Origin of the sequence: Citrobacter sp. wls619, assembly GCF_005281345.1 — a bacterium.
Classification (GTDB): Bacteria; Pseudomonadota; Gammaproteobacteria; order Enterobacterales; family Enterobacteriaceae; genus Citrobacter.
In genome coordinates, this window is record NZ_SZXJ01000095.1 from 457,081 (window position 1) to 479,022 (window position 21,942).

Consider the following 21,942-nt stretch of genomic DNA (forward strand, 5'->3'; position numbering starts at 1 on the left):
TCTTTTCAAATCAATTTGTATCGGAATAGCTCATGACTGAAGCACAAAGACATCAAATATTGCTGGATATGCTGGCGCAATTGGGCTTTGTTACCGTTGAGAACGTGATTGAGCGCCTGGGCATTTCACCTGCCACAGCACGCCGGGACATCAATAAACTCGACGAAAGCGGCAAGCTCAAGAAAGTCCGTAATGGCGCAGAAGCCATTACCCAGCAGCGCCCGCGCTGGACCCCAATGAATCTGCATCAGGCGCAAAACCACGACGAAAAAGTGCGGATTGCCAAAGCGGCCTCCCAGTTAGTGAACGCGGGTGAAAGCGTGGTGATCAACTGCGGCTCGACCGCCTTCCTGCTCGGACGTGAAATGTGTGGCAAACCGGTGCAGATCATCACCAATTATCTGCCGCTGGCAAACTATCTGATCGACCAGGAGCATGAAAGCGTGATCATCATGGGAGGGCAATACAACAAGAGCCAATCCATCACGCTTAGCCCGCAGGGCAGCGAAAATAGCCTGTACGCCGGACACTGGATGTTTACGAGTGGTAAAGGACTGACCGCAGATGGACTGTATAAAACCGATATGCTGACGGCAATGGCTGAGCAAAAGATGCTCAACGTGGTCGGCAAACTGGTGGTGCTGGTCGATAGCAGTAAAGTTGGTGAGCGTGCGGGGATGTTGTTCAGTCGCGCCGATCAAATCGATATGCTGATTACCGGCAAAAATGCAAACCCTGAGATCCTGCAACAACTTGAGGCTCAGGGCGTGAACATTATACGCGTTTAAAGGTGCTGGCGGAAAAACGATACTGTCGCAGCGAGCGCTTCTGGCGTGATGCGGTGTCGGACACCCGCTTCCCACAGGCAGGTCAGATGGTTATCCAGACCTGCCTGAATTAACGCCTGCTGCAAACGGAACGTTTCCACAGCCGGAACCACATCGTCATCCTGACCATGCCACAACAGCAATGGTCTGTCGGCCAGACGTTGCAACTGATGTGTAACATCCCACTCGGCCAGTGGGGCAATAATCTTATCAAATTCCGCCTGCTGTTCTGGCGTCTGAACCGCTACAGGGGGGAAAAGCGTTTGTGCAAGCCGGGTAAAATAACCCGAACCCATCAGGCTCGCTGCACATTTTACGTCAGGATGACGTGCCATAATGCCCAGTGTCGTCATTGCCCCCATTGAGGCACCACCGACGGCGAGACGTTCATCTGATAGCCAATTTTCTGCCACCAGCGCCGCACGTAACGTCGTAAACTCCTGCATATTTTGCTGCAAAATCTGCCAGAAGCGATACATTCTCCCCTGGGCGTCACTCGTGAAGCGGGCACCATGATCGGGCGCATCAGGCATCACGACCCGGAATTCGGCCTGTGCCAGAGCAACGGCAAAATAGCTGTAGACCAGGTTTGAAGAGGTAAACCCGTGATAGAAGATAATACAAGGGAGTGAACATTCGCGTTTACCCGCAGGAACGGCGTGCAAGACAGGGATACCAGCCAGCTGGCGTGTTTCAATTTCGATCATTTGTCGCCTCTTTTTTTCTGGTATGCCATGGAGAAATACTTAACGCAAGCGAATGTGTTCAGCAATGATTCATAATGTTGAGAACTGGGTTACGCTTTCGCAACATTTTCATTCGAAAATCGCGTGAGAGATAACAATTCGGGAACATTCCCCTAAAGGGAATTTAATAAGGCACTACACTATGGCTATCAGGAAACGAGATAGAGTTATGCGTCGGTTTGCCTCTTTGTTGCTGGTGACGTTTTTAAGCGCCTGTAGTGTGCTACAGGGTACACCACAACCTGCACCGCCCGTAGCCGACCACCCGCAAGAGATCCGCCGCGACCAGAGCAACGGGTTGCAGCGAATAGGGACAGTCAATGCGCTGGTAAGAGGCTCTCCAGATGATGCGCTGGCAGAGATCCGTGCCAAAGCCGTCGCGGCTAAAGCTGATTATTACGTGGTCTTATTAGTTGATGAGACCATAGTGACAGGCCAATGGTATTCACAAGCTATTTTGTATCGTAAATAACATTGGGTTGAAATTTAGTCAGCTTTACATTGCTTTGCGCCCCTATGCGTTTACCTGTGCACAATAAACCAACAGCAGGGAGCTTGAGGTTTATTATCGCGATGGAATGCCCTGCCATGTGTAGGGGTACGAATAATGGAGCTGACGATGAAACAATCACTTGCCTTATCCTCACTGCTGCTTTCTGCCGGACTGGTAGGTACAACGGCGCAGTCTGCCGAGTTCGCCAGTGCTGACTGCGTAACAGGCCTGAACGAAATTGGCCTGATATCGGTCAGTAACATTGCAGGAAACCCGCAGGACGTAGAACGCGTTGTGGCGTTAAAAGCGGATGAACAAGGTGCCTCATGGTACCGGATTATTCAGATGTATGAAGAACAGCAGCCAGATAACTGGCGCGTACAGGCCATACTTTATGCATAACAGATTGCCGGATGGCGTAAACGTATCCTGCCGGTATTGAACGTGGGCAGGATACGACGCGACAGCATCGCCATCTGGCACAGTATTACCGTATTCCTCCCGTCGCCCGCAGTAGCAAATCACTCTGCACCTGTGCAGACAACTGTTTTACACCACGCGTATCCAGCATCATCTGACACCAGGCCTGCGCCACTGGCGGAGAGGCATAACGCAATATCTGCGCGCCACACCCGAGTAGAAAAAGCTGCTGCGTAATCTCCCTCGCCAACGCCTCACTGGGCTTACGCAGGTGTTGCTGTAACTGACGCACCATCCGATCGTAATGACGATCCTGCCCTTTTACTTCAGCAAAAGCCTCACTGAGCATATCGTACATGCCGGGTTGTTTCGTCAGCACCCGCAATACATCAAGACACATAATGTTGCCGGAGCCTTCCCAGATGCTGTTTACCGGCATCTCACGATACAGGCGCGGCAGCTCACTCTCCTCGCAATAGCCAATCCCGCCCAGCACTTCCATCGCCTCGGCAACAAACGGCATGCCATTTTTGCAGATGGCAAATTTCGCTGCGGGTGTGAATAATCTGGCCCACAGGGCTTCTTTCGTATCGGTGCGGCGATCCCAGGCTCGCGCCAGCCGAAACAGTAACGCGGTCTGCCCTTCCAACTGCAACGCCATTCGGCTTAGTACCTGACGCATCATCGGTTGTTCGATCAAAGGTTTACCAAATACCTGCCGCTGATGTGCATGATAAATCGCCACGGAAAAAGCGCGTCGCATCATGCTGTGACTACCCAGCGCGCAGTCGAAACGCGTCATACCGCCCATTTTCAGGATGTGGCGAATACCTTCCCCTTCCTCGCCCAGCAACCAGCCGATGGCATCCTGAAACTCAACCTCACAGCTGGCATTAGAACGGTTACCGAGCTTATCTTTCAGGCGTTCAAGGCGGATGGCGTTGCGCCGACCATCAGGTAAGAATCGCGGTACAAAAAAGCAGGATAATCCCCCCTTTGTCTGCGCCAGCACCAAATGGGCATCGCTTTGCGGCACAGAGAAAAACCATTTATGTCCCACCAGGCGATATGAGCCATCTGCAAGACGCTCAGCCTGAGTGGTATTGCTCAGCACATCTGAACCCCCTTGCTTCTCCGTCATTCCCATACCAATCAGCACCCCACGCTTTTGTCCACCGGGCAGCAAATGTGAGTCATAGCGATCGCTGCGCAGAGGGGTAAACCAGTCATGAAATTGTGAAGGTAGCATCTGCAGTAACAGCGGCGTGGCGGCAAAGGTCATGGTTATCGGGCACAAGGTGCCCGCCTCCACCTGCGCATGCAGCATAAAACGTGCCGCCCGGGCAACAAACGAGCCCTGCCTCGCCTCCTCTTCCCAGGCCAGGTTATGCACGCGATTTGCGCACAATCCCTGCATCAGTAAATGCCAGGCGGGATGAAACCGCACATCATCCAGGCGCTGCCCCTGCGGATCGTAACGCAATAATTCGGGGGGAAAGGTATTGGCCAGTCGGCCCAGCTCGAGCGATTCCGCGGTCCCTAATTGCTGGCCAATACTAGCGAGAAGATCGCTGTCCCAGCCCGCGCCTTCGCGAGCAACGGCTTCACACAGTGCGCCATCGGACAGGTATAAGTTGCTGTTATTGAGCGGTACAGGTTGGTTAAAAACGGTATGCGTTTGCCAGTGCATTGTGTCTCCCTCCGTCAATGGCCGTCGCCATAAGTATGGCCAGTCAGAGAAGAGAGTGCCTGGGATAAAGGTCACAAAAAAGCCATCCCGAAGGATGGCTTAAGAGAAGAGGGAATCAATTACCCGCGCTGACGAACAGCTTCAAACAGGCAAATTCCCGTCGCGACTGAGACGTTAAGCGATGAAACGCTCCCGGCCATTGGGATGCTGATCAGTTCATCGCAGTGTTCACGGGTCAGGCGACGCATACCTTCGCCCTCTGCGCCCATTACCAGCGCCAGACGTCCGGTCATTTTGCTCTGATACAACGTATGGTCAGCTTCGCCTGCGGTACCAACGATCCAGATGTTCTCTTCTTGCAGCATACGCATGGTGCGCGCCAGGTTGGTCACGCGGATCAGCGGTACGCTTTCTGCCGCGCCACAGGCGACTTTTTTCGCCGTCGCATTCAATTGTGCAGAACGATCTTTCGGCACGATAACCGCATGCACACCAGCAGCGTCTGCGCTACGCAGGCATGCGCCCAGGTTATGCGGATCGGTGACGCCATCGAGGATCAAAAAGAACGGCTGATCGAGCGTAGCAATCAGATCCGGGAGATCGTTTTCCTGATACTGACGACCCGGCTTCACGCGCGCAATAATCCCCTGATGAACCGCACCCTCACTTTTCTCATCCAGGAACTGGCGGTTAGCTAACTGGATGACAACACCCTGTGCTTCCAGTGCATGGATCAGCGGCAGCAGACGTTTATCTTCACGACCTTTGAGAATAAAGACGTCCTGAAAGCGCTCAGGCGCACGCTCCAGCAGAGCCTGCACCGCATGGATGCCGTAAATCATTTCACTCATGAATGTACTCGTTAATAGTTTAGGTGTAACGCCGGGCGACACGCAGGCCACCCGGCTTACGGTTTATGGCTTATTCCGTGACTTTCTTTTTCGCCGCGCGTTTGGCTTTGGTGGCGGCAGCGATTTTAAGCGTTTTCGCCGATGGCTTTTTCGCTTTTTTGTCGCCTTTTTTCTCAGCCGCATTCTTATCCGCCTGAGGTTTGGCTCTGCCTTTTTTCTCACCGCGGAAAGCACTGTCCGGCTCGAAATTCACCTTTTTGCCCATCTGACGACGTTTACCGGTATTCTTACCTGCATCGCCTTTTTTGGCTTTTTCGCGCGCGGTTTTACCCTCGTTGCGCGGCGCTCGTTCGCTGGAAATCAGACTAAAGTCGATTTTGCGCTCGTCCATATTGACGGCTTCCACACGGACTTCCACACGATCGCCAAGACGATACATCTGACCGCTGGATTCGCCAGTCAGGCGTTGCCCTACCTGGTCAAAACGATAGTAATCGTTATCCAGCGAGGAGACATGCACCAGACCGTCGATAAACAGCTCATCAAGACGAACAAAGAAGCCAAAACCCGTCACGCTGGCAATAACGCCCTTAAAGACATTACCGACCTGATCCAGCATAAAGTCGCACTTCAGCCAGTCGGAAACATCGCGCGTGGCTTCGTCAGCACGGCGCTCTGCCATCGAACAGTGCTGGCCCAGTTGCAGCATCTCTTCCATCGAATAATGGTAGCCACCCGTTTCCGTGGTGTTACCTTTATGACCCTGCTCCTGCGCCAACAGATACTTGATTGCACGGTGCAAGGAGAGATCCGGGTAACGACGGATCGGCGAGGTAAAGTGTGCATAAGATTGCAGCGCCAGACCAAAGTGACCGCGGTTTTCCGGATCGTAAATCGCCTGCTTCATCGAACGCAGCAGCATAGTTTGCAGCATTTCTGCGTCAGGTCGATCAGCAATCGACTCCAGCAGTTCGGCATAATCACGCGGCTCTGGTTTGTTACCACCAGGCAACTCCAGCCCCAGCTCGGCCAGTACCGAGCGGAAAGAGTTAATCGCTTCGGTCGTTGGCTTATCGTGAATACGGAACAGCGCAGGCTCTTTGGCTTTCTCAACGAATCGCGCCGCTGAGATATTCGCCATGATCATGCACTCTTCAATCAGTTTGTGCGCGTCATTACGCTGCGTCTGCTCAATACGCTCAATACGGCGTTCAGCATTGAAGATAAACTTCGCTTCTTCACTCTCAAACGAGATACCGCCGCGCTCTTCCCGCGCTTTATCCAGTACTTTGTAGAGGTTATGCAGCTCTTCAATGTGTTTAACCAGCGGCGCGTACTGTTCACGCAGCTCCTGGTCGCCCTGCAGCATGTGCCAGACTTTGGTGTAAGTCAGGCGCGCATGGGAGCTCATTACCGCTTCGTAGAATTTAAAACCGGTTAAGCGACCTTTCGACGAAATGGTCATTTCACAGACCATACACAGCCTGTCCACCTGCGGGTTGAGCGAACACAATCCGTTTGACAGCACTTCCGGCAGCATTGGAACAACCTGCGATGGGAAGTACACGGATGTACCGCGGCTACGGGCTTCCTGGTCCAGCGGGGTCGGTGGGCGAACGTAATAACTTACGTCAGCAATCGCCACCCACAAACGCCAGCCGCCGCCACGCTTTTTCTCGCAATAGACGGCATCATCGAAATCACGCGCATCTTCACCATCGATAGTAACCAGCGGCAAATCGCGCAAATCAACACGCCCGACTTTCGCCTCTTCCGGCACTTCTTCTTTCAGGCCAGCGACCTGTTTCTCTACTGCCTGCGGCCAGATATAGGGAATTTCATGAGTACGCAGGGCCATATCAACGGCCATGCTGGTGCCCATATTATCGCCCAGCACTTCGACAATTTTACCCACTGCTTTGGTACGGCGAGTCGGGCGCTGGGTGAGTTCAACCACCACCACAAAGCCCATACGGGCACCCATCACCTCTTCAGGCGGGATCAGGATATCGAAACTCAGGCGGCTGTCGTCAGGCACGACAAACCCGACGCCAGCGTCGGTGAAGTAGCGACCAACAATCTGGCTGGTTTTCGGCACCAGTACGCGCACGATACGTGCTTCGCGGCGGCCTTTACGATCCGCCCCCAGCGGTTGTGCCAGTACCTGATCGCCATGAATGCAGGTTTTCATCTGCTCACTGGACAGGTACAGGTCATCTTTGCGGCCTTCAACGCGCAGAAAGCCGTAGCCATCACGGTGGCCAATAACGGTACCTTTCAGCAAGTCGAGACGTTCCGGCAGCGCATAGCACTGACGACGGGTGAAGACCAGTTGTCCGTCACGCTCCATCGCGCGCAGACGGCGACGCAGTGCTTCTTGCTGCTCTTCACCTTCAATATTGAGTTCAGCGGCCAGCTCATCGCGGTTGGCCGGTTTTTCACGTTTAGTTAAATGTTCGAGGATAAATTCCCGGCTCGGGATAGGGTTCGCGTATTTTTCAGCTTCGCGTTCCTGGAAAGGATCTTGTGACATCGAGGTTCCTCCATTGTCAGCTCTGATGAAGATTTTCGTCACTCCACCAGCAATAATTTATAAAGCGGTTGATTCTCTTCAACCAAATCAGCAAGTGTGTAGTTGTCCAGTTCCGTGAGAAAACTTTGCACTGCCTTAGAAAGCGCCTGCTTGAGTCGGCAGGCAGGGGTAATGTGGCAAAACTCGCTGCTACAGTTAACCAGCGATAAGGGTTCCAGCTCGCGAACCACATCACCAATTCCAATAGCCTTAGCCGGTTTGCCCAGGCGGATGCCGCCATTTTTTCCACGAATAGCAGTAACGAAGCCCGCCCGGCTAAGTTGATTGATTATTTTGACCATATGATTACGGGACACGCCGTAGACTTCTGTCACCTCAGAAATACTGGTCATACGTCCTTCGGGTAGCGACGCCATGTAGATTAGCGCACGTAATCCGTAATCGGTGAAACTTGTTAACTGCACATCAACCTCAGGAAAAGGGATAAAACGGATAAGCCTGGTAGTATTATTTATATTGATGATAAACCAGCCACCAGCCAGGTCGCTAATTTATTTCAGTTCGGGAAGGAAAAAAGCGAGGAACCTACGTGATTTTAAGCCGGATTCTGATGCAAAGCGCCTCACCCGGCCTAAATTAGTGCAAGCGCAGCGCCATTTGACGCTACGCTGTAACCAGAATTATGCGTCGAACGGGTCGCGCAGGATCATGGTTTCAGTACGGTCTGGGCCAGTTGAGATAATATCAATCGGCACACCGGTCAGTTCTTCAATACGCTTGATGTAGTTCAGTGCTGCCTGCGGCAGACCGCTACGATCCTTCACACCAAAGGTGGATTCAGACCAGCCAGGCATGGTTTCGTAAATCGGCTCAATACCTTTCCAGTCGTCTGCTGCCAGCGGAGTAGTCGTGACTTCACGGCCATCCGGCATACGGTAAGCAACACAGATTTTAACCTCTTTCAAACCGTCCAGGACGTCCAGTTTGGTCAGGCAGAAGCCAGACAGAGAGTTAATCTGTACTGCACGACGTACAGCCACGGAGTCCAGCCAACCGGTACGACGACGACGACCCGTCGTTGCGCCATACTCGTTACCTTGTTTGCACAGGAACTCGCCGACATCATCAAACAATTCAGTCGGGAACGGACCTGCACCTACACGGGTGGAGTATGCTTTGATGATACCCAGAACGTAGTCCACATAACGCGGGCCCAGGCCGGAGCCGGTCGCCACGCCACCAGCAGTGGTGTTGGAAGACGTTACGTACGGATAGGTACCGTGGTCGATATCCAGCAGAGTACCCTGCGCACCTTCAAACATGACGAAATCGCCACGCTTACGCGCCTGGTCCAGCAGATCGGAAACATCAACAACCATAGACGTCAGGATGTCGGCTATCGCCATCACATCATCCAGCACTTTCTGGTAGTCAACTGCTTCAACTTTGTAGAAATTCACCAGCTGGAAGTTGTGATATTCCATCACTTCTTTCAGTTTTTCAGCGAAAGTTGCTTTATCAAACAGATCGCCAACGCGCAGACCGCGACGAGCCACTTTATCTTCATAAGCCGGGCCGATACCACGACCGGTGGTACCGATCGCTTTCTCACCGCGCGCTTTCTCACGAGCGTTATCCAACGCAACATGATAATCAAGGATCAGCGGACACGCTTCAGACAGCAGCAGGCGCTCACGAACCGGGATACCACGATCTTCCAGCCCTTTCATCTCTTTCATCAGCGCGGATGGAGACAGTACAACACCGTTACCGATGATGCTGGTTACATTCTCGCGAAGAATACCTGATGGAATAAGATGGAGGACGGTTTTTTCACCGTTGATTACGAGAGTATGGCCTGCGTTGTGACCGCCCTGGTAGCGTACAACATATTTAGCCCGTTCAGTCAGAAGATCGACGATCTTCCCTTTACCTTCGTCACCCCATTGGGTGCCCAGTACGACGACGTTGTTACCCATTTTTCAAAATCACCGTTTGCTTAAAAATGGATTCTACCACCGCTTTTTCAGATATACAGCACTTTTTGCATCCAAAAATCTGCAAATTAGTCTACTTATTGATCAGCCAATCGTTTTCCTCAACATGTAGTAGACGACCACGCCCGCGACCACAAGACCTCCACCAAAACGACGCAAAATATTTTCAGGAAGTTGTGCCATCGCCGAGATCATTTTCTTCCAGGCGCGGGGATACAGCATAGGACCCAAGCCTTCCAGCACCAAAACCAGCGCGAGCGCCAGCAAAATTGTTGAGTTCATCCGTCGTCCTTATATAAAAAGAAAACCACCGCATCCCTGGGGATGCCGGTGGTTTTGCTGGTCTAAAACCGCTGGCGCTATTTTAGCGTGTTGCGCTATTCGGCGTCTTCATGTAGCGGAAGAAATCGCTGTCCGGGCTCATGACCATGACATCCTGGTTTCCTTCGAAGCTCTTCTCGTAAGCGCGCAGGCTACGGATGAAGGCGTAGAAATCAGGATCCTGACTGAACGCATCGGCAAACAATTTAGCGGCTTCTGCATCGCCTTCACCGCGCATAATGCGGCCCTGACGCTCAGATTCTGCCAGCGTTTTAGTGACTTCATAGTCCGCTGTTGCACGCAGTTTTTCCGCTTCTTCCTGACCCTGTGAACGATGGCGACGCGCTACCGCTTCACGCTCAGCGCGCATACGGTTGTAAATAGCCTCGGACACTTCAGCTGGCAGGTTGATTTGCTTGATACGCACATCGACCACTTCGATACCCAGTGCCGCCATACTGTTCGGGTTGATGACCGGGACTTTACCGTTCGTTTCAGCCTGCACACGTTCAGCCGCTTCGGCAATCGCGCTATCCGCCGCCGGAGTCGCGACTTCATCTTCTGTGCCAGCAGAACCGGAGTTCAGCGCGTCACGGACTTCCAGGGTCAAACGACCGCGGGAATCGGTAACGATATCTTTCACGTCCAGACGACCGATTTCAGAACGCAGACGGTCAGAGAACTTACGTTTCAACAGCACTTCTGCCTGAGAAACATCGCCACCGCCCGTTGCCAGGTAGTAGCGGCTAAAGTCACTGATGCGCCACTTGATGTAAGAGTCAACGATCAGGTCTTTCTTCTCTTTGGTCACAAAGCGATCGGCCTGGTTGTCCATGGTCTGAATACGCGCATCCAGCATCTTCACGGATTCAATAAACGGAATCTTGAAGTGCAGGCCTGGTGCAACGACCAGCGGCTTGTTGTCATCGTCACGCAGAACTTTCCCAAAGCGCAGGGTAATACCGCGCTCGCCTTCTTTGACCACAAAGACAGACATGAACAGAACTACCAGAACGATGATGATAATCGCAATAACTGACTTACGCATCGTTATTCCCCCTGACGCTGGTAGTCGTTACGCTGCGCGTTCGCGCGGCGTTGGTCCATAATATCGCCCTGACTGGTGGACGAGGTGTTGCTTGCTCCAGTGCCGGAAGACGTTACCGGTGGCAGACGCAGCAGATTTGAACTGCTGTCGCTCTTCGCTGCTGGCGCATTACCGCCTTTCAGCATCTGATCCAACGGCAGAACCATCAGATTGCTGCCCTTATCGTTAACCAGGACTTTGCGAGTATGGCTCAGCACTTTTTCCATGGTTTCGATATACAGACGCTCGCGAGTAATCTGCGGTGCGGCTTTATATTCCGGCAGAATTTTTGCGAAACGAGCCACTTCACCCTGTGCTTCCAGGATGGTCTGGGTCTTATACGCACGCGCTTCTTCCAGAATACGCTGCGCCTGACCGTTTGCACGTGGCTGAACTTCGTTGGTATACGCTTCTGCTTCACGGATGTACTGCTGCTCGTTTTCACGCGCTGCGATAGCATCATCAAACGCCGCTTTTACCTCTTCCGGCGGACGCGCTGCCTGGAAGTTGACGTCCAGCAGGGTGATACCCATGTTGTACGGACGAATGGTTTCTTCCAGTTCACGCTGGGTATCGCTACGAATAACGGTACGCCCTTCGGTCAGGATACGATCCATGGTGTATTTACCGATGACCCCACGCAGGGCGCTGTCGGTTGCCTGACGCAGACTGTCATCCGCGCTGGTTACGCTAAACAGGTAACGCTGCGGATCGGTCACACGGTACTGCACGTTCATTTCAACGCGCACGACGTTTTCGTCTGATGTCAGCATCACGCCGGATGCGGCAAGTTCACGCACAGCTTCAACGTTGACCGGAGTCACTTCGTCGATAAAGGTCGGTTTCCAGTTCAGACCCGGCTCAACCAGATGGCTGAATTTACCGAAGCGTGTCACCACGCCACGTTCCGCTTCTTTAATGGTGTAGAAACCGCTAGCCGCCCAGATAATGACGATAGCTGCCGCTGCGATAGTAAAGACTCGGCCGCCCAGTTGCGGACGCGGGCCTTGTGATGAACTACCACCACCAGAGCCCGTACCTTTACCACCACCCAAACCACCGAGTTTTTTACTCAGTTTGCGGAAGATATCATCCAGATCGGGAGGTCCCTGATCGCGACCACCTTTGTTTCCATTTCCCTCTGGGTTGCCGCCAGGTTTGCTGCTTCCCCAGGGGTCGCGGTCTTGTCCGTTATTACCGGGCTGATTCCACGCCATGTTTGTGCTCCATATTTGTTATGCGATGCTATACCTGCGTTTTTTGCGCTGCAGATGCGTTGGCTACGTCTTTCAACCCCAGTCACATAGTTGACTATGCGCCTGGAGATTTCAGGACTTGCCGCCTTCCTGCCGCATAAAATTCACGAGGAATAGAGGCGAAAAAATCTTCAGGCCATATCCGTCAGGTCAGACAACATAGTCTTCCAGTGCCGGTTCTTGTTTACAGAGGCGACGCCAGTCTACGATCGGCATACGTACTTGCAGACCTACGCTACCGTCTTCCTCCATCCACTCTTTCTCTATTGCCTGAAGTTGGTAAAACCGGCTTCTCAGTCGCCCTTCCTGCGGCGGCAGACGCAACGTATGCTGCGCAACCTCACCGGAAAGTCGCTCTGTCAAAGCCTGAAAAAGTTGTGGTATGCCCATTCCCGTTTGCGCTGAGACCCACACGCGAATGGGTTTATTCTCTTCATCTCTGTCGATACGCGGTTCAAAATCATCCAGCATATCGATCTTATTCATTACCAGCAGCGTCGGGATTTCATGTGCATCGATCTCTTCAAGAACCGTGTCGACGGCCTCGATGTTTTCCTGCACACGAAAGTCTGCCGCATCAATAACGTGCAACAGCAAGGTCGCCTGACGTGTCTCCTGCAAAGTGGCCTTAAACGCCGCCACCAGGTCGTGCGGCAAATGACGGATAAACCCTACGGTATCCGCCAGCACGGTTTCACCGACATCCGCAACGTCTATTCGACGAAGCGTCGGATCCAGGGTCGCGAACAGTTGATCCGCTGCGTAGACCCGGGCTTCGGTTATCTGGTTGAACAGGGTGGATTTTCCGGCGTTGGTATATCCCACCAGTGATACGGTTGGGACATCCGCTTTCTTGCGCGACTGCCGCCCCTGCTCACGTTGCTTTTCAACTTTTTCCAGGCGCGACTGTATTTGCAAAATGCGATTACGCAGCAAACGGCGGTCAGTTTCGAGCTGGGTTTCACCCGGACCACGCAAACCAATCCCGCCTTTTTGCCTTTCAAGGTGAGTCCAGCCACGGACCAGGCGTGTAGCCATATGGCGCAACTGCGCCAGCTCAACCTGCAACTTACCCTCATGGGTCCGCGCACGCTGGGCAAAAATATCTAAAATAAGACCAGTCCTGTCGATAACAAGACACTGGCATAACTGTTCCAGGTTACGTTCCTGGGCAGGGCTTAGCGCATGATCAAAAATCACCACCGCAGCGCCAGTCGCTTTTACGGCTTCGGCAATTTCGATTGCCTTACCTTCACCAACAAAATACTTCGGGTGCGGTGCTTTACGGCTCCCGGTAATCACCTGCATTGCTTCGACACCGGCGGAAGAAACCAGAGATTCAAACTCCTGGAGGTCTTCCATATCTTTGTCTTGCGAAAAATAGATGTGTACCAGTACCGCCTGCTCACCGGCATCATAACGGTCAAACAAGCGTCAACCCCTTAATATGTATCAACGGGGAACGCAGGATCTCTGGCTCCCCGTGTGTAAAACAGCCTAAAACCTTATTCGGTTTCTTCGCTGTCCTGTTGCGCTGATGAACCCTGCGCGTTGCTACCATGATGGTAGTTGCTGCCAGTGCCGCCGGTGGCATTGTTACTGTGATGAGAAACCGGGCGAGACGGGACAACCGTAGAAATCGCGTGCTTATAAACCATCTGGCTGACCGTGTTTTTCAACAGGATCACGAACTGATCAAAAGACTCGATTTGACCTTGCAGCTTAATACCATTCACCAAATAAATAGAAACTGGAACACGTTCCCGACGCAGTGCGTTCAGGAACGGATCTTGTAAAGATTGCCCCTTAGCCATTCTCTCTTTTCCTTATATGCTTATTTGTACTTAATACGCCTCATCCTTCAGGTTGCCTCTACGTTAGCGACGTTCGTTCACCCCTGTCACTTACCTGAGTAAGCTCCTGGAGATTCACTCTCTTGCTGCCTTGATGCAACTTGAATGACTTTGCGTATTGAACCTTATGGTTCTGAAAAATTGCGCACGATACGTTTCAATTGTACACATTCAGTTCGCGATAGCACCAACAACCTGTAATACTTCGTTTCGCGCCTGGTCAGGCTTTTCACTGTCAAGCCAGTGCACCCCTTCCCAGCCACGCAACCAGGTTATCTGCCGCTTCGCTAACTGCCTCGTGGCGCAAACACCTCTATAAACCATTTCATCGTATGAAATTTCGCCTTCAATGTATGACCACATCTGGCGATACCCTACACAACGAATGGAAGGCAAATCCGTATGCAAATCTCCTCGGGCAAAAAGCGCCCGGACTTCTGCTTCAAAACCTGAAGCTAACATCTGATGAAAACGCTGCTCAATTCGCTGATGGAGCAATTCACGGTTCGCCGGAGCGATCGCAAACTGGTGCACCTCATACGGCAAAGCATCTCCTGACGTTTGCGTCAGCTCCGTTAAAGTTTTACCCGAAATGAAAAAAACTTCCAGTGCCCGGGAAAGTCTTTGCGGATCATTTGGATGAATCCGCGCTGCAGCTACCGGGTCAATCTCCTGAAGCTGTCGGTGTAACGCGTCCCATCCTAGCTCTGCCGCCTGCTGCTCAATTCTGGCCCTGACCTCCGGATCTGCCGACGGTAACGGTGACAACCCTTCAAGCAACGCTTTGAAATATAACATTGTGCCACCCACTAACAGCGGGATACGCCCCGCTGCGGTGATATCGGCCATCTCGGCTAGCGCATCGCGACGAAAATCTGCTGCAGAATACGCTTGCGCTGGATCACGAATATCCAGCAATCGGTGCGGTGCGGCCTGCAATTCATCAGCATCAGGCTTCGCGGTGCCAATATCCATCCCCTTGTAAATAAGGGCGGAATCAACGCTTATCAACTCTACGGGCAAAACTTTACGCAATTCAATTGCTAATGCCGTTTTACCGGAGGCCGTCGGCCCCATTAAAAAAATTGCCTTTGGCAGGCTCGCCTTACAGGTATCACTCATGTTTCAGGGCGTTCATTACCGAATGTAAATCAACAGGTTGTAACAGACCACCCGGCGGCGCCTTCACGAGTTGTGGGCATAGCCGCTCAACATCCGCCAACAGCGTAATCGCCTGGGCCATGCTCCACTGCGGATGCTCGCTCATCAGGTTACGTGCAATCCACTGCGCAATGTTGCCCGCTTCGAATACGGTTTGCTGCGCCAGGTAGCCTATCAGTTCAGGAATCAAGATTTGTAAATTTTGTTGGCGTAAGGGTAAAGGCACCGCTCGGATGGTCACATGCTGCGCATCCAGCTGAAATTCAATCCCCACATCGGCCAGTTGGCTTTGTCCTTTTTGCAACGCGGCGTTTTCATCAGCGGTGACTTTTAGACGCAATGGGATCAGCAGTGGCTGAGCGCAAACAGGGCCCTGCCCAGGCGTAAGCTGCGCCTGACGCAACCACCGTTCCGCAACAGGTAACGCCAGCAGCCGAATCTGGCCATCGCTTTCCAGTAATGCACAGTCGGTCCCTACGATAGTCAGCACCCGCCCAAACCCCTGACTGTTGCCGGTAAGAGGTTCCGCCGGTGTTTCAGCGACCAGTGGTTTGTGCATCGGAGCCGGTGTCTGCAGCAGGCGCTGATAAATTTCGCCCTGCTGCTTTTGATAGCCGGGCTGGGCATGCGGCCAACTGGCGCTTGCCTGCCCCTGGCGACCACTTCCGCTACCGGAAGAGGCAGAATAACGGGGAGTAGCAGGTTCACGCGCTGGCGCTGGTTCGGCGAAATGGTTACGCCCTGCCGCCACGCGGTTTTCCGGGATATGTCTCGGGGCCAGTTCTTCGTCATCAGCCAGCGGCAACGAGGTTTCCAACTGCTGTTGCAGGACGCTTAATACGCCCTGATAAATAAAATCATGTACCAGACGAGACTGGTGAAAGCGTACCTCATGTTTGGCTGGATGCACGTTGACATCCACCTGATGCGGGTCGATTTCCAGATACAGTACAAATGCGGGTTGCTGATCGGCGCCCAGCTTATCTTCACAGGCCTGGCGAATAGCATGGTTGATCAGTCTATCGCGCATCATCCGGCCATTCACATAGCAGTACTGGATTTCCGCCAGCGCCGCCGTCGTGTGGTTCGGATCGGCCACCCAGCCGCGCAGCGTCAAATCGCCATGCTGCCATTCAATCGCCAGAGCATGCTCCAGAAACGGCGTCCCGCAGATCGCCCCCAGTCGGCGCTCTTTTTGTCCATCCGCCGCGACAGCACGATACTGGCGCACCATTTTGCCGTTGTGCGATAGATTAATCGTCACATCGAAACGCGCCAACGCAATGCGGCGGATAATTTCGTCGATGTGGTTAAATTCCGTTTTCTCGGTGCGCATAAACTTGCGTCGGGCTGGCGTGTTGTAAAACAGATCCAGCACTTCCAGCGTAGTACCCACCGGATGCGCAGCGGGTTTAACCGTCACATCCATGTCACGCCCTTCGGCATAGGCCTGCCAGGCTTCGGGTTGTTCTTGCGTACGCGATGTCAGGGTTAAACGGGAAACCGAGCTGATACTCGCCAGTGCCTCGCCACGAAATCCAAGGCTTACGATGGCTTCGAGATCGTCAAGCGAGGCAATTTTACTGGTGGCATGACGCGCCAGCGCCAGTGCCAGCTCGTCTTTTTTAATCCCACAGCCGTTGTCACGAATACGGATAAGCTTCGCTCCGCCGCGTTCGATATCAATATCAATGCGCGTCGCACCGGCGTCAATGCTGTTTTCTACCAGCTCTTTCACCACTGACGCAGGCCGTTCTACCACCTCGCCTGCGGCAATCTGGTTCGCCAGCTGTGGCGGTAGAACCTGAATCGGCATGGCTAATCCTTAGTTTGTTAACGTGCTGCCAGGCGATACGGCGCTGGCAGTTTGCGCCGGTGCGCCCTGTGGGCCGGTTTGCATCGGATGCGCCTGGAAATAGTTACGCAGTCCTTTGTAAATCGCCTCGGCCAACTGCTGCTGGTAATCATCGCTTGCCAACAGCCGTTCTTCGCTGTTGTTGCTGATAAAACCGGTTTCAACCAGCACTGACGGGATATCCGGCGAGCGTAATACGCCAAGGCTGGCGTGTTCCGGGCGGCGTTTATGCATCGAACCAATACGCTCTAACTGACCGATCATGCTGGTCGCCACATCATACCCGACGCGCTGCGAATGACCGAACTGCAGGTCCAGTACGGCCTGACTGAGATAGGGGTCAGACTGGCTGTTAGCCAGCACATCACCCGCGCCGCCCAGCAGTTCCGACTGTTTCTCATGCTGTTCCAGCCAACCGGCCATTTCACTGTTGGCACGACGGTTTGACAACACCCATACGGAAGCGCCAGTCGCATCGCGGTTTGGCGCGGCATCCGCATGAATAGAGACCAGGAAGTTGGCATTTTGTTTACGCGCAACATCAGAACGGCCCATCACCGAGATAAAGTAATCGCCGTCACGGGTGAGAACCCCCTTAAACATCGGATCATCATTCAACAAGCCGCGCAGTTTGCGCGCCACGGCAATCGTGACGTTTTTCTCGCGTGTACCGCCTGGGCCGATCGCGCCAGGATCCTGTCCACCGTGTCCGGCATCAATAGCAATAACCACTTTTTCGCCGTTGCTGACGCGGGCCTGAGCTGCCGGTCTCGTGGCCGTATTGCTGTTGGTCACCACCGTAGTGCGATCGTTTTCTGTTTTAAACGGATTACGTGCTGGCTCAACGGGACGCGGAGCGACAACGGGTGCTTCAACGCGTTTCACCACCACAGGAGGAGGCGGCGGCGGGGCATCGGCATTAATGGTAAACACCACCGTATAATTACCGCCGTTTTGCCGTTTTACGGCGGCGGCTTTGCCGTTTTCGGTTAAATCCACGACCAACCGCAGAGACTGGGCATCATTTGGCGTCCCCGAACGGATCGCCTTCACCAGATTATTGCCGCTGAACAGCAGCGGTAATCCCTGAATCACACCGGTTTGTTTAATATCCAGCGTGACCGTTCGTTTCCCCTCCTGCGACACAGCGTATTCCGGCTCACCGATAAAGCTCAGCGTAATCCGCGCCTGTTGATCGCCATTGGAAACCTGAAGATCGGAGAGGCTGGCGGCCCCTGCCTGCGCGCACAGCAGGACCAGGGTTGCCATCAGCCAGTTTCTGATGCGATAAATCATCCCGCCACCCTTAAGGTTAATCGGCTAAACGCGCCAGCAATAAATCACCCGATGAGGAGACAGCACTTACGCGCGCCTCACGACCTTGCGCCTGATATTCAATGTGTATTTCGACGTCCGGGTCTGGCAGTACACCTTTACCTTGTTGCGGCCATTCCACCAGGCAGATGGCATCATTGGCAAAATAATCGCGGATCCCCATAAATTCCAGCTCCTCCGGGTCCGCAAGGCGATACAGGTCGAAGTGATAGACCATTAAATTATCGAGCGCATAGGGTTCGACCAGCGTGTAGGTCGGGCTTTTTACATTACCTTTGTGACCTAACGCCTGCAGGAATCCCCGACTAAAGGTCGTTTTACCCGCCCCCAGGTCGCCATATAAATAAATAACCGTCGCGCCGTCACAGGCTTTGGCTACCCGCAGTCCCAGGTCTAAAGTTGCCTGCTCATCAGGTAGTGGAATTACTCGATTCATCATGATAAACGTCAATCACATCAGGGTTAACAATACGCTGTAGCGTGGTAAAGAGATCTGTCGCCAGCATGCCGCGCATACCAAAACGCGCTGCCAGTACATCCGCCGCCGCACCATGCGCAACACATCCCGCACACGCTGCATCATACGGGGTAAGCGTCTGTCCGAGCAATGCGCCAATAATACCGGAAAGTACATCCCCCATCCCGCCGCTGGCCATTCCGGCATTACCGGCATCAATAATACCCAATGCAGCCTGTTCAGAGGCGACAACCGTCCCCGCGCCTTTCAGCACCACCACACCTCCGTACCGTTTTACCAGACGTTGTGCGCAAAGTAAGCGATCGTCTTCAATTTCTGCAATGGAACAGCCCAGCAGTCGCGCAGCCTCCCCCGGATGCGGCGTGATCACGCGATTGTGACGTTTATCGGGATTGATTGCCAGCAGGTTAAGCGCATCGGCATCCCAGAGCATTGGTTTGCGAAAATTCTCGACCTTTTGCAATGCTTTTTTGCCCCACTCCTGCTGTCCAAGACCCGGACCAATCACCACGACATCCGCCCACGCCAACCCCTCTTCCAGCGTCTTCGGCGTTAGCGTATCGACCATGAGTTCCGGTCGGGCAGTCAAAATGGGGGCGATATTTTCACTGCGCGTCAGCACTTTGACCAACCCAGCCCCCGCACGCAGTGCCGCTTCACCGGCCATGCGTATTGCACCTGCCGTGCCGTGGTCACCGCCGATAATCACCAACCGACCGTGGGAGCCTTTGTGCGAGGTAGGTCGACGTGGTGTTAACCAATGCGCAAGCTGCGAGGCTTCATAACGCTGAATCGGCGCATCTTGCCCGGTAAGCCAGGCCTCTAACCCAAGCGCGTTAAAGTGCAGATGTCCGGTAACATCGCGCGCTTTGCCAGTTAACAGTCCTGGTTTCAACACAATAAAGGTGACGGTATGCGCTGCATTTATCACCGCTCCCGGCGTCGCGCCTGTTTGTGCCAGCAGGCCGGAAGGAATGTCTACGGCGACGATGGGAGCAGGATGGGTATTGGCATGCTCAATCAGCGTCCGGAGCGGTTCGCGCGGTGCCTGTTTTAAACCGGTCCCCAACAGCGCATCGATAATGACATCCACACAACCAGGCCAGACGATATCTGTAGAGTGAATGACGCCCCCCGCATTAAGCCAGGCATCACGCGCCTGCTGTGCTTCCTCGGGCAGCGGTTTATCGCTCTCCTGCGCCAGCAATGTGACATCAATGCCCTGCGCTTTGGCAAGCCTTGCCACTACGTATCCATCACCGCCGTTGTTGCCATGACCGCATAGCACCAGCCAGTGTTGGGCGTGCGGATATGCGTTCCGGGTAGCCTGAAACACAGCCTCTCCCGCGCGCAGCATCAGTTCATACAGCGTCAGCCCTAAGTTGTCTGCCGCCTCTCGTTCCATCCGTTTGATGTCATCGGCGTGCCAGATGGAGTGTGGTATACTTGCGAGGTTTTTCTTCATTGTATGGTCCGTCATGTCAGAGCCCCTCGATCTCAATCAGTTAGCGCAAAATATTAAGCAGTGGGGGCTGGAACTTGGCTTTCAGCAGGTCGGTATTGCCGATACCGACCTCAGCGAAGCCGAACCCAAACTGCAGGCCTGGCTGGATAAACGCTATCACGGCGAGATGGACTGGATGGCCCGTCACGGCATGATGCGCGCCCGACCTCACGAATTATTACCCGGTACATTACGCGTTATCAGCGTGCGAATGAACTATCTTCCTGCCAACGCGGCTTTTGCCAGCACGTTGAAAAACCCCTCTCTGGGTTACGTCAGCCGGTACGCGCTTGGACGTGACTACCATAAGTTGCTACGTAACCGCTTAAAAAAGCTGGGCGAGATGATTCAGCAGCACTGCGCTTCGCTGAATTTTAGACCTTTTGTCGATTCTGCGCCCATTCTTGAGCGTCCGCTGGCGGAAAAAGCCGGGCTTGGCTGGGCGGGTAAGCACTCACTTATCCTCAACCGTGAGGCTGGCTCATTCTTCTTTCTCGGTGAGTTACTGATCGATTTGCCTCTCCCGGTTGATAAGCCTGTCGAAGAAGGATGCGGTAAATGCGTGGCCTGTATGACCATTTGTCCTACCGGCGCTATCGTTGAACCCTACACGGTGGATGCGCGCCGCTGTATCTCTTATCTCACGATCGAACTGGAAGGTGCGATCCCGGAAGAATTTCGTCCCTTGATGGGGAATCGAATTTACGGCTGCGATGACTGCCAGCTCATTTGCCCGTGGAATCGCTATTCGCAGTTGACGGCAGAGGATGACTTCAGCCCGCGCAAGCAGCTTCATGCTCCGGAGTTAATAGAACTATTTAGCTGGAGCGAGGCGTGGTTTTTGAAAGTCACGGAGGGATCTGCCATTCGTCGTATTGGCCATCTGCGCTGGCTGCGCAATATCGCCGTTGCGCTGGGAAATGCCCCCTGGGATGAAGCTGTAATCAATGCGCTGGAAACCCGCAGAGGTGAGCACCCACTTCTCGACGAACACATATCGTGGGCGGTTGCCCGGCAAATTGAGAAGCGAAATGCCTGCGTAGTGGAAGTGCAGTTACCGAAGAAACTACGTCTGGTCAGGGTCGTTGAAAAAGGATTGCCACGCGATGCTTAAGTCATCCACAGCTTGTGTATAAAAATAAAAACACATTGATATTCAAGAGGGAAAAAATCGTCAAGTGATCGCATTAACAATTTGAAATGATAATTAGCTCAATGATTTCAATTGGTTGCGAGGATATTATTCACCCAGCGAAGTTGTTTGCATTCAAGGAATGATGCTTCGGCCTGTGGATAAGTCTGTTTACAGAAGTATGTCAATGGCGAAAGAAAACGTCCCCAACGCGATACTACGTTGTGGATATTTTTATTGAGATAAGAATTTGGAGCGGGAAACGAGACTCGAACTCGCGACCCCGACCTTGGCAAGGTCGTGCTCTACCAACTGAGCTATTCCCGCATAATCTTCGTCTTTCGAACCGCTACTGCGTTGGCCGCCTTCACTCGCCTAAGTCACTTACTTTTGTAAGCTCCTG

The 21,942-nt window shown here is 53.3% G+C and carries 20 protein-coding genes and 1 tRNA gene; 4 read left to right on the plus strand and 17 right to left on the minus strand.

Annotated features, from left to right (window positions below; all coding sequences use genetic code 11):
- Nucleotides 1-32 precede the first annotated feature (32 nt).
- The gene (gene ulaR, locus FDX19_RS19480; protein ID WP_137383996.1) at nucleotides 33-788 is read left to right on the plus strand and encodes an HTH-type transcriptional regulator UlaR; all 756 of its coding nucleotides are present in this window, start codon (nucleotides 33-35) and stop codon (nucleotides 786-788) included.
- On the opposite strand, the gene yjfP is transcribed toward ulaR, so the two are convergent.
- Nucleotides 785-1,534, minus strand: coding sequence for an esterase (gene yjfP, locus FDX19_RS19485; RefSeq protein ID WP_137383997.1), 750 nt, complete (start codon nucleotides 1,532-1,534; stop codon nucleotides 785-787). The genes ulaR and yjfP overlap by 4 nt on opposite strands.
- A 181-nt stretch (nucleotides 1,535-1,715) precedes the next feature.
- Here yjfP and bsmA point away from each other — a divergent pair, with 181 nt between their 5' ends.
- The gene (bsmA, locus tag FDX19_RS19490; RefSeq protein WP_040232967.1) at nucleotides 1,716-2,045 is read left to right on the plus strand and encodes a biofilm peroxide resistance protein BsmA; all 330 of its coding nucleotides are present in this window, start codon (nucleotides 1,716-1,718) and stop codon (nucleotides 2,043-2,045) included.
- Nucleotides 2,046-2,192: 147 nt separating this feature from the next.
- Nucleotides 2,193-2,468, plus strand: a complete 276-nt coding sequence (gene yjfN, locus FDX19_RS19495; protein WP_005134428.1) for a DUF1471 family protease activator YjfN — start codon at nucleotides 2,193-2,195, stop codon at nucleotides 2,466-2,468.
- 85 nt (nucleotides 2,469-2,553) lie between these two features.
- Here the strand turns inward: yjfN and FDX19_RS19500 are convergent, their stop codons facing one another.
- The 15 genes from FDX19_RS19500 to nnr all read right to left on the minus strand — a co-directional run bounded on the left by FDX19_RS19500 (nucleotide 2,554) and on the right by nnr (nucleotide 20,383).
- Nucleotides 2,554-4,176 (minus strand): isovaleryl-CoA dehydrogenase, encoded by a 1,623-nt coding sequence (locus tag FDX19_RS19500; RefSeq protein WP_137383998.1) that lies wholly within the window; start codon nucleotides 4,174-4,176, stop codon nucleotides 2,554-2,556.
- A gap of 119 nt (nucleotides 4,177-4,295) precedes the next feature.
- On the minus strand, nucleotides 4,296-5,027 hold the full coding sequence (gene rlmB, locus FDX19_RS19505) for a 23S rRNA (guanosine(2251)-2'-O)-methyltransferase RlmB (protein ID WP_003830482.1): 732 nt from the start codon (nucleotides 5,025-5,027) through the stop codon (nucleotides 4,296-4,298).
- Nucleotides 5,028-5,097: 70 nt separating this feature from the next.
- On the minus strand, nucleotides 5,098-7,560 hold the full coding sequence (gene rnr / locus FDX19_RS19510) for a ribonuclease R (RefSeq protein ID WP_137383999.1): 2,463 nt from the start codon (nucleotides 7,558-7,560) through the stop codon (nucleotides 5,098-5,100).
- Nucleotides 7,561-7,598: 38 nt separating this feature from the next.
- Complete coding sequence (nsrR, locus tag FDX19_RS19515) at nucleotides 7,599-8,024, minus strand: nitric oxide-sensing transcriptional repressor NsrR (protein ID WP_005134424.1); 426 nt, start codon at nucleotides 8,022-8,024, stop codon at nucleotides 7,599-7,601.
- Nucleotides 8,025-8,240: 216 nt separating this feature from the next.
- Nucleotides 8,241-9,539, minus strand: coding sequence for an adenylosuccinate synthase (gene purA / locus FDX19_RS19520; protein ID WP_048212891.1), 1,299 nt, complete (start codon nucleotides 9,537-9,539; stop codon nucleotides 8,241-8,243).
- Between the two features lie 102 nt (nucleotides 9,540-9,641).
- Complete coding sequence (locus tag FDX19_RS19525) at nucleotides 9,642-9,839, minus strand: DUF2065 family protein (RefSeq protein WP_005122170.1); 198 nt, start codon at nucleotides 9,837-9,839, stop codon at nucleotides 9,642-9,644.
- A gap of 82 nt (nucleotides 9,840-9,921) precedes the next feature.
- Nucleotides 9,922-10,926, minus strand: a complete 1,005-nt coding sequence (gene hflC, locus FDX19_RS19530; RefSeq protein ID WP_005122169.1) for a protease modulator HflC — start codon at nucleotides 10,924-10,926, stop codon at nucleotides 9,922-9,924.
- Nucleotides 10,927-10,928: 2 nt separating this feature from the next.
- Complete coding sequence (hflK, locus tag FDX19_RS19535) at nucleotides 10,929-12,182, minus strand: FtsH protease activity modulator HflK (protein ID WP_137384000.1); 1,254 nt, start codon at nucleotides 12,180-12,182, stop codon at nucleotides 10,929-10,931.
- A gap of 189 nt (nucleotides 12,183-12,371) precedes the next feature.
- Entirely contained in the window at nucleotides 12,372-13,652 is a 1,281-nt protein-coding gene (gene hflX / locus FDX19_RS19540; RefSeq protein WP_137384001.1) for a ribosome rescue GTPase HflX, read from the minus strand.
- A 74-nt stretch (nucleotides 13,653-13,726) separates the two neighbouring features.
- Nucleotides 13,727-14,035, minus strand: a complete 309-nt coding sequence (hfq, locus tag FDX19_RS19545) for an RNA chaperone Hfq (protein WP_003025584.1) — start codon at nucleotides 14,033-14,035, stop codon at nucleotides 13,727-13,729.
- A gap of 210 nt (nucleotides 14,036-14,245) precedes the next feature.
- Complete coding sequence (gene miaA, locus FDX19_RS19550) at nucleotides 14,246-15,196, minus strand: tRNA (adenosine(37)-N6)-dimethylallyltransferase MiaA (RefSeq protein WP_137384002.1); 951 nt, start codon at nucleotides 15,194-15,196, stop codon at nucleotides 14,246-14,248.
- Entirely contained in the window at nucleotides 15,189-17,051 is a 1,863-nt protein-coding gene (gene mutL / locus FDX19_RS19555) for a DNA mismatch repair endonuclease MutL (protein ID WP_137384003.1), read from the minus strand. The genes miaA and mutL overlap by 8 nt, the downstream gene beginning before the upstream one ends.
- A 9-nt stretch (nucleotides 17,052-17,060) precedes the next feature.
- A complete protein-coding gene (amiB, locus tag FDX19_RS19560; RefSeq protein ID WP_137384004.1) occupies nucleotides 17,061-18,386 on the minus strand; it encodes an N-acetylmuramoyl-L-alanine amidase AmiB in 1,326 nt (441 codons plus the stop codon).
- A 16-nt stretch (nucleotides 18,387-18,402) separates the two neighbouring features.
- A complete protein-coding gene (gene tsaE, locus FDX19_RS19565; RefSeq protein ID WP_137384005.1) occupies nucleotides 18,403-18,864 on the minus strand; it encodes a tRNA (adenosine(37)-N6)-threonylcarbamoyltransferase complex ATPase subunit type 1 TsaE in 462 nt (153 codons plus the stop codon).
- Nucleotides 18,836-20,383 carry a bifunctional ADP-dependent NAD(P)H-hydrate dehydratase/NAD(P)H-hydrate epimerase gene (gene nnr, locus FDX19_RS19570; RefSeq protein ID WP_137384006.1) on the minus strand — a complete coding sequence of 516 codons (1,548 nt, stop codon included), beginning with the start codon at nucleotides 20,381-20,383 and terminating at the stop codon, nucleotides 18,836-18,838. Before nnr ends, tsaE begins: the two co-directional genes overlap by 29 nt.
- On the opposite strand from nnr, the gene queG reads away from it, so the two are divergent.
- Complete coding sequence (gene queG / locus FDX19_RS19575; RefSeq protein ID WP_137384007.1) at nucleotides 20,382-21,521, plus strand: tRNA epoxyqueuosine(34) reductase QueG; 1,140 nt, start codon at nucleotides 20,382-20,384, stop codon at nucleotides 21,519-21,521. The genes nnr and queG overlap by 2 nt on opposite strands.
- Nucleotides 21,522-21,790: 269 nt before the next feature.
- Here the strand turns inward: queG and FDX19_RS19580 are convergent.
- Nucleotides 21,791-21,866 (minus strand) — tRNA-Gly (locus FDX19_RS19580).
- Nucleotides 21,867-21,942: the final 76 nt, after the last annotated feature.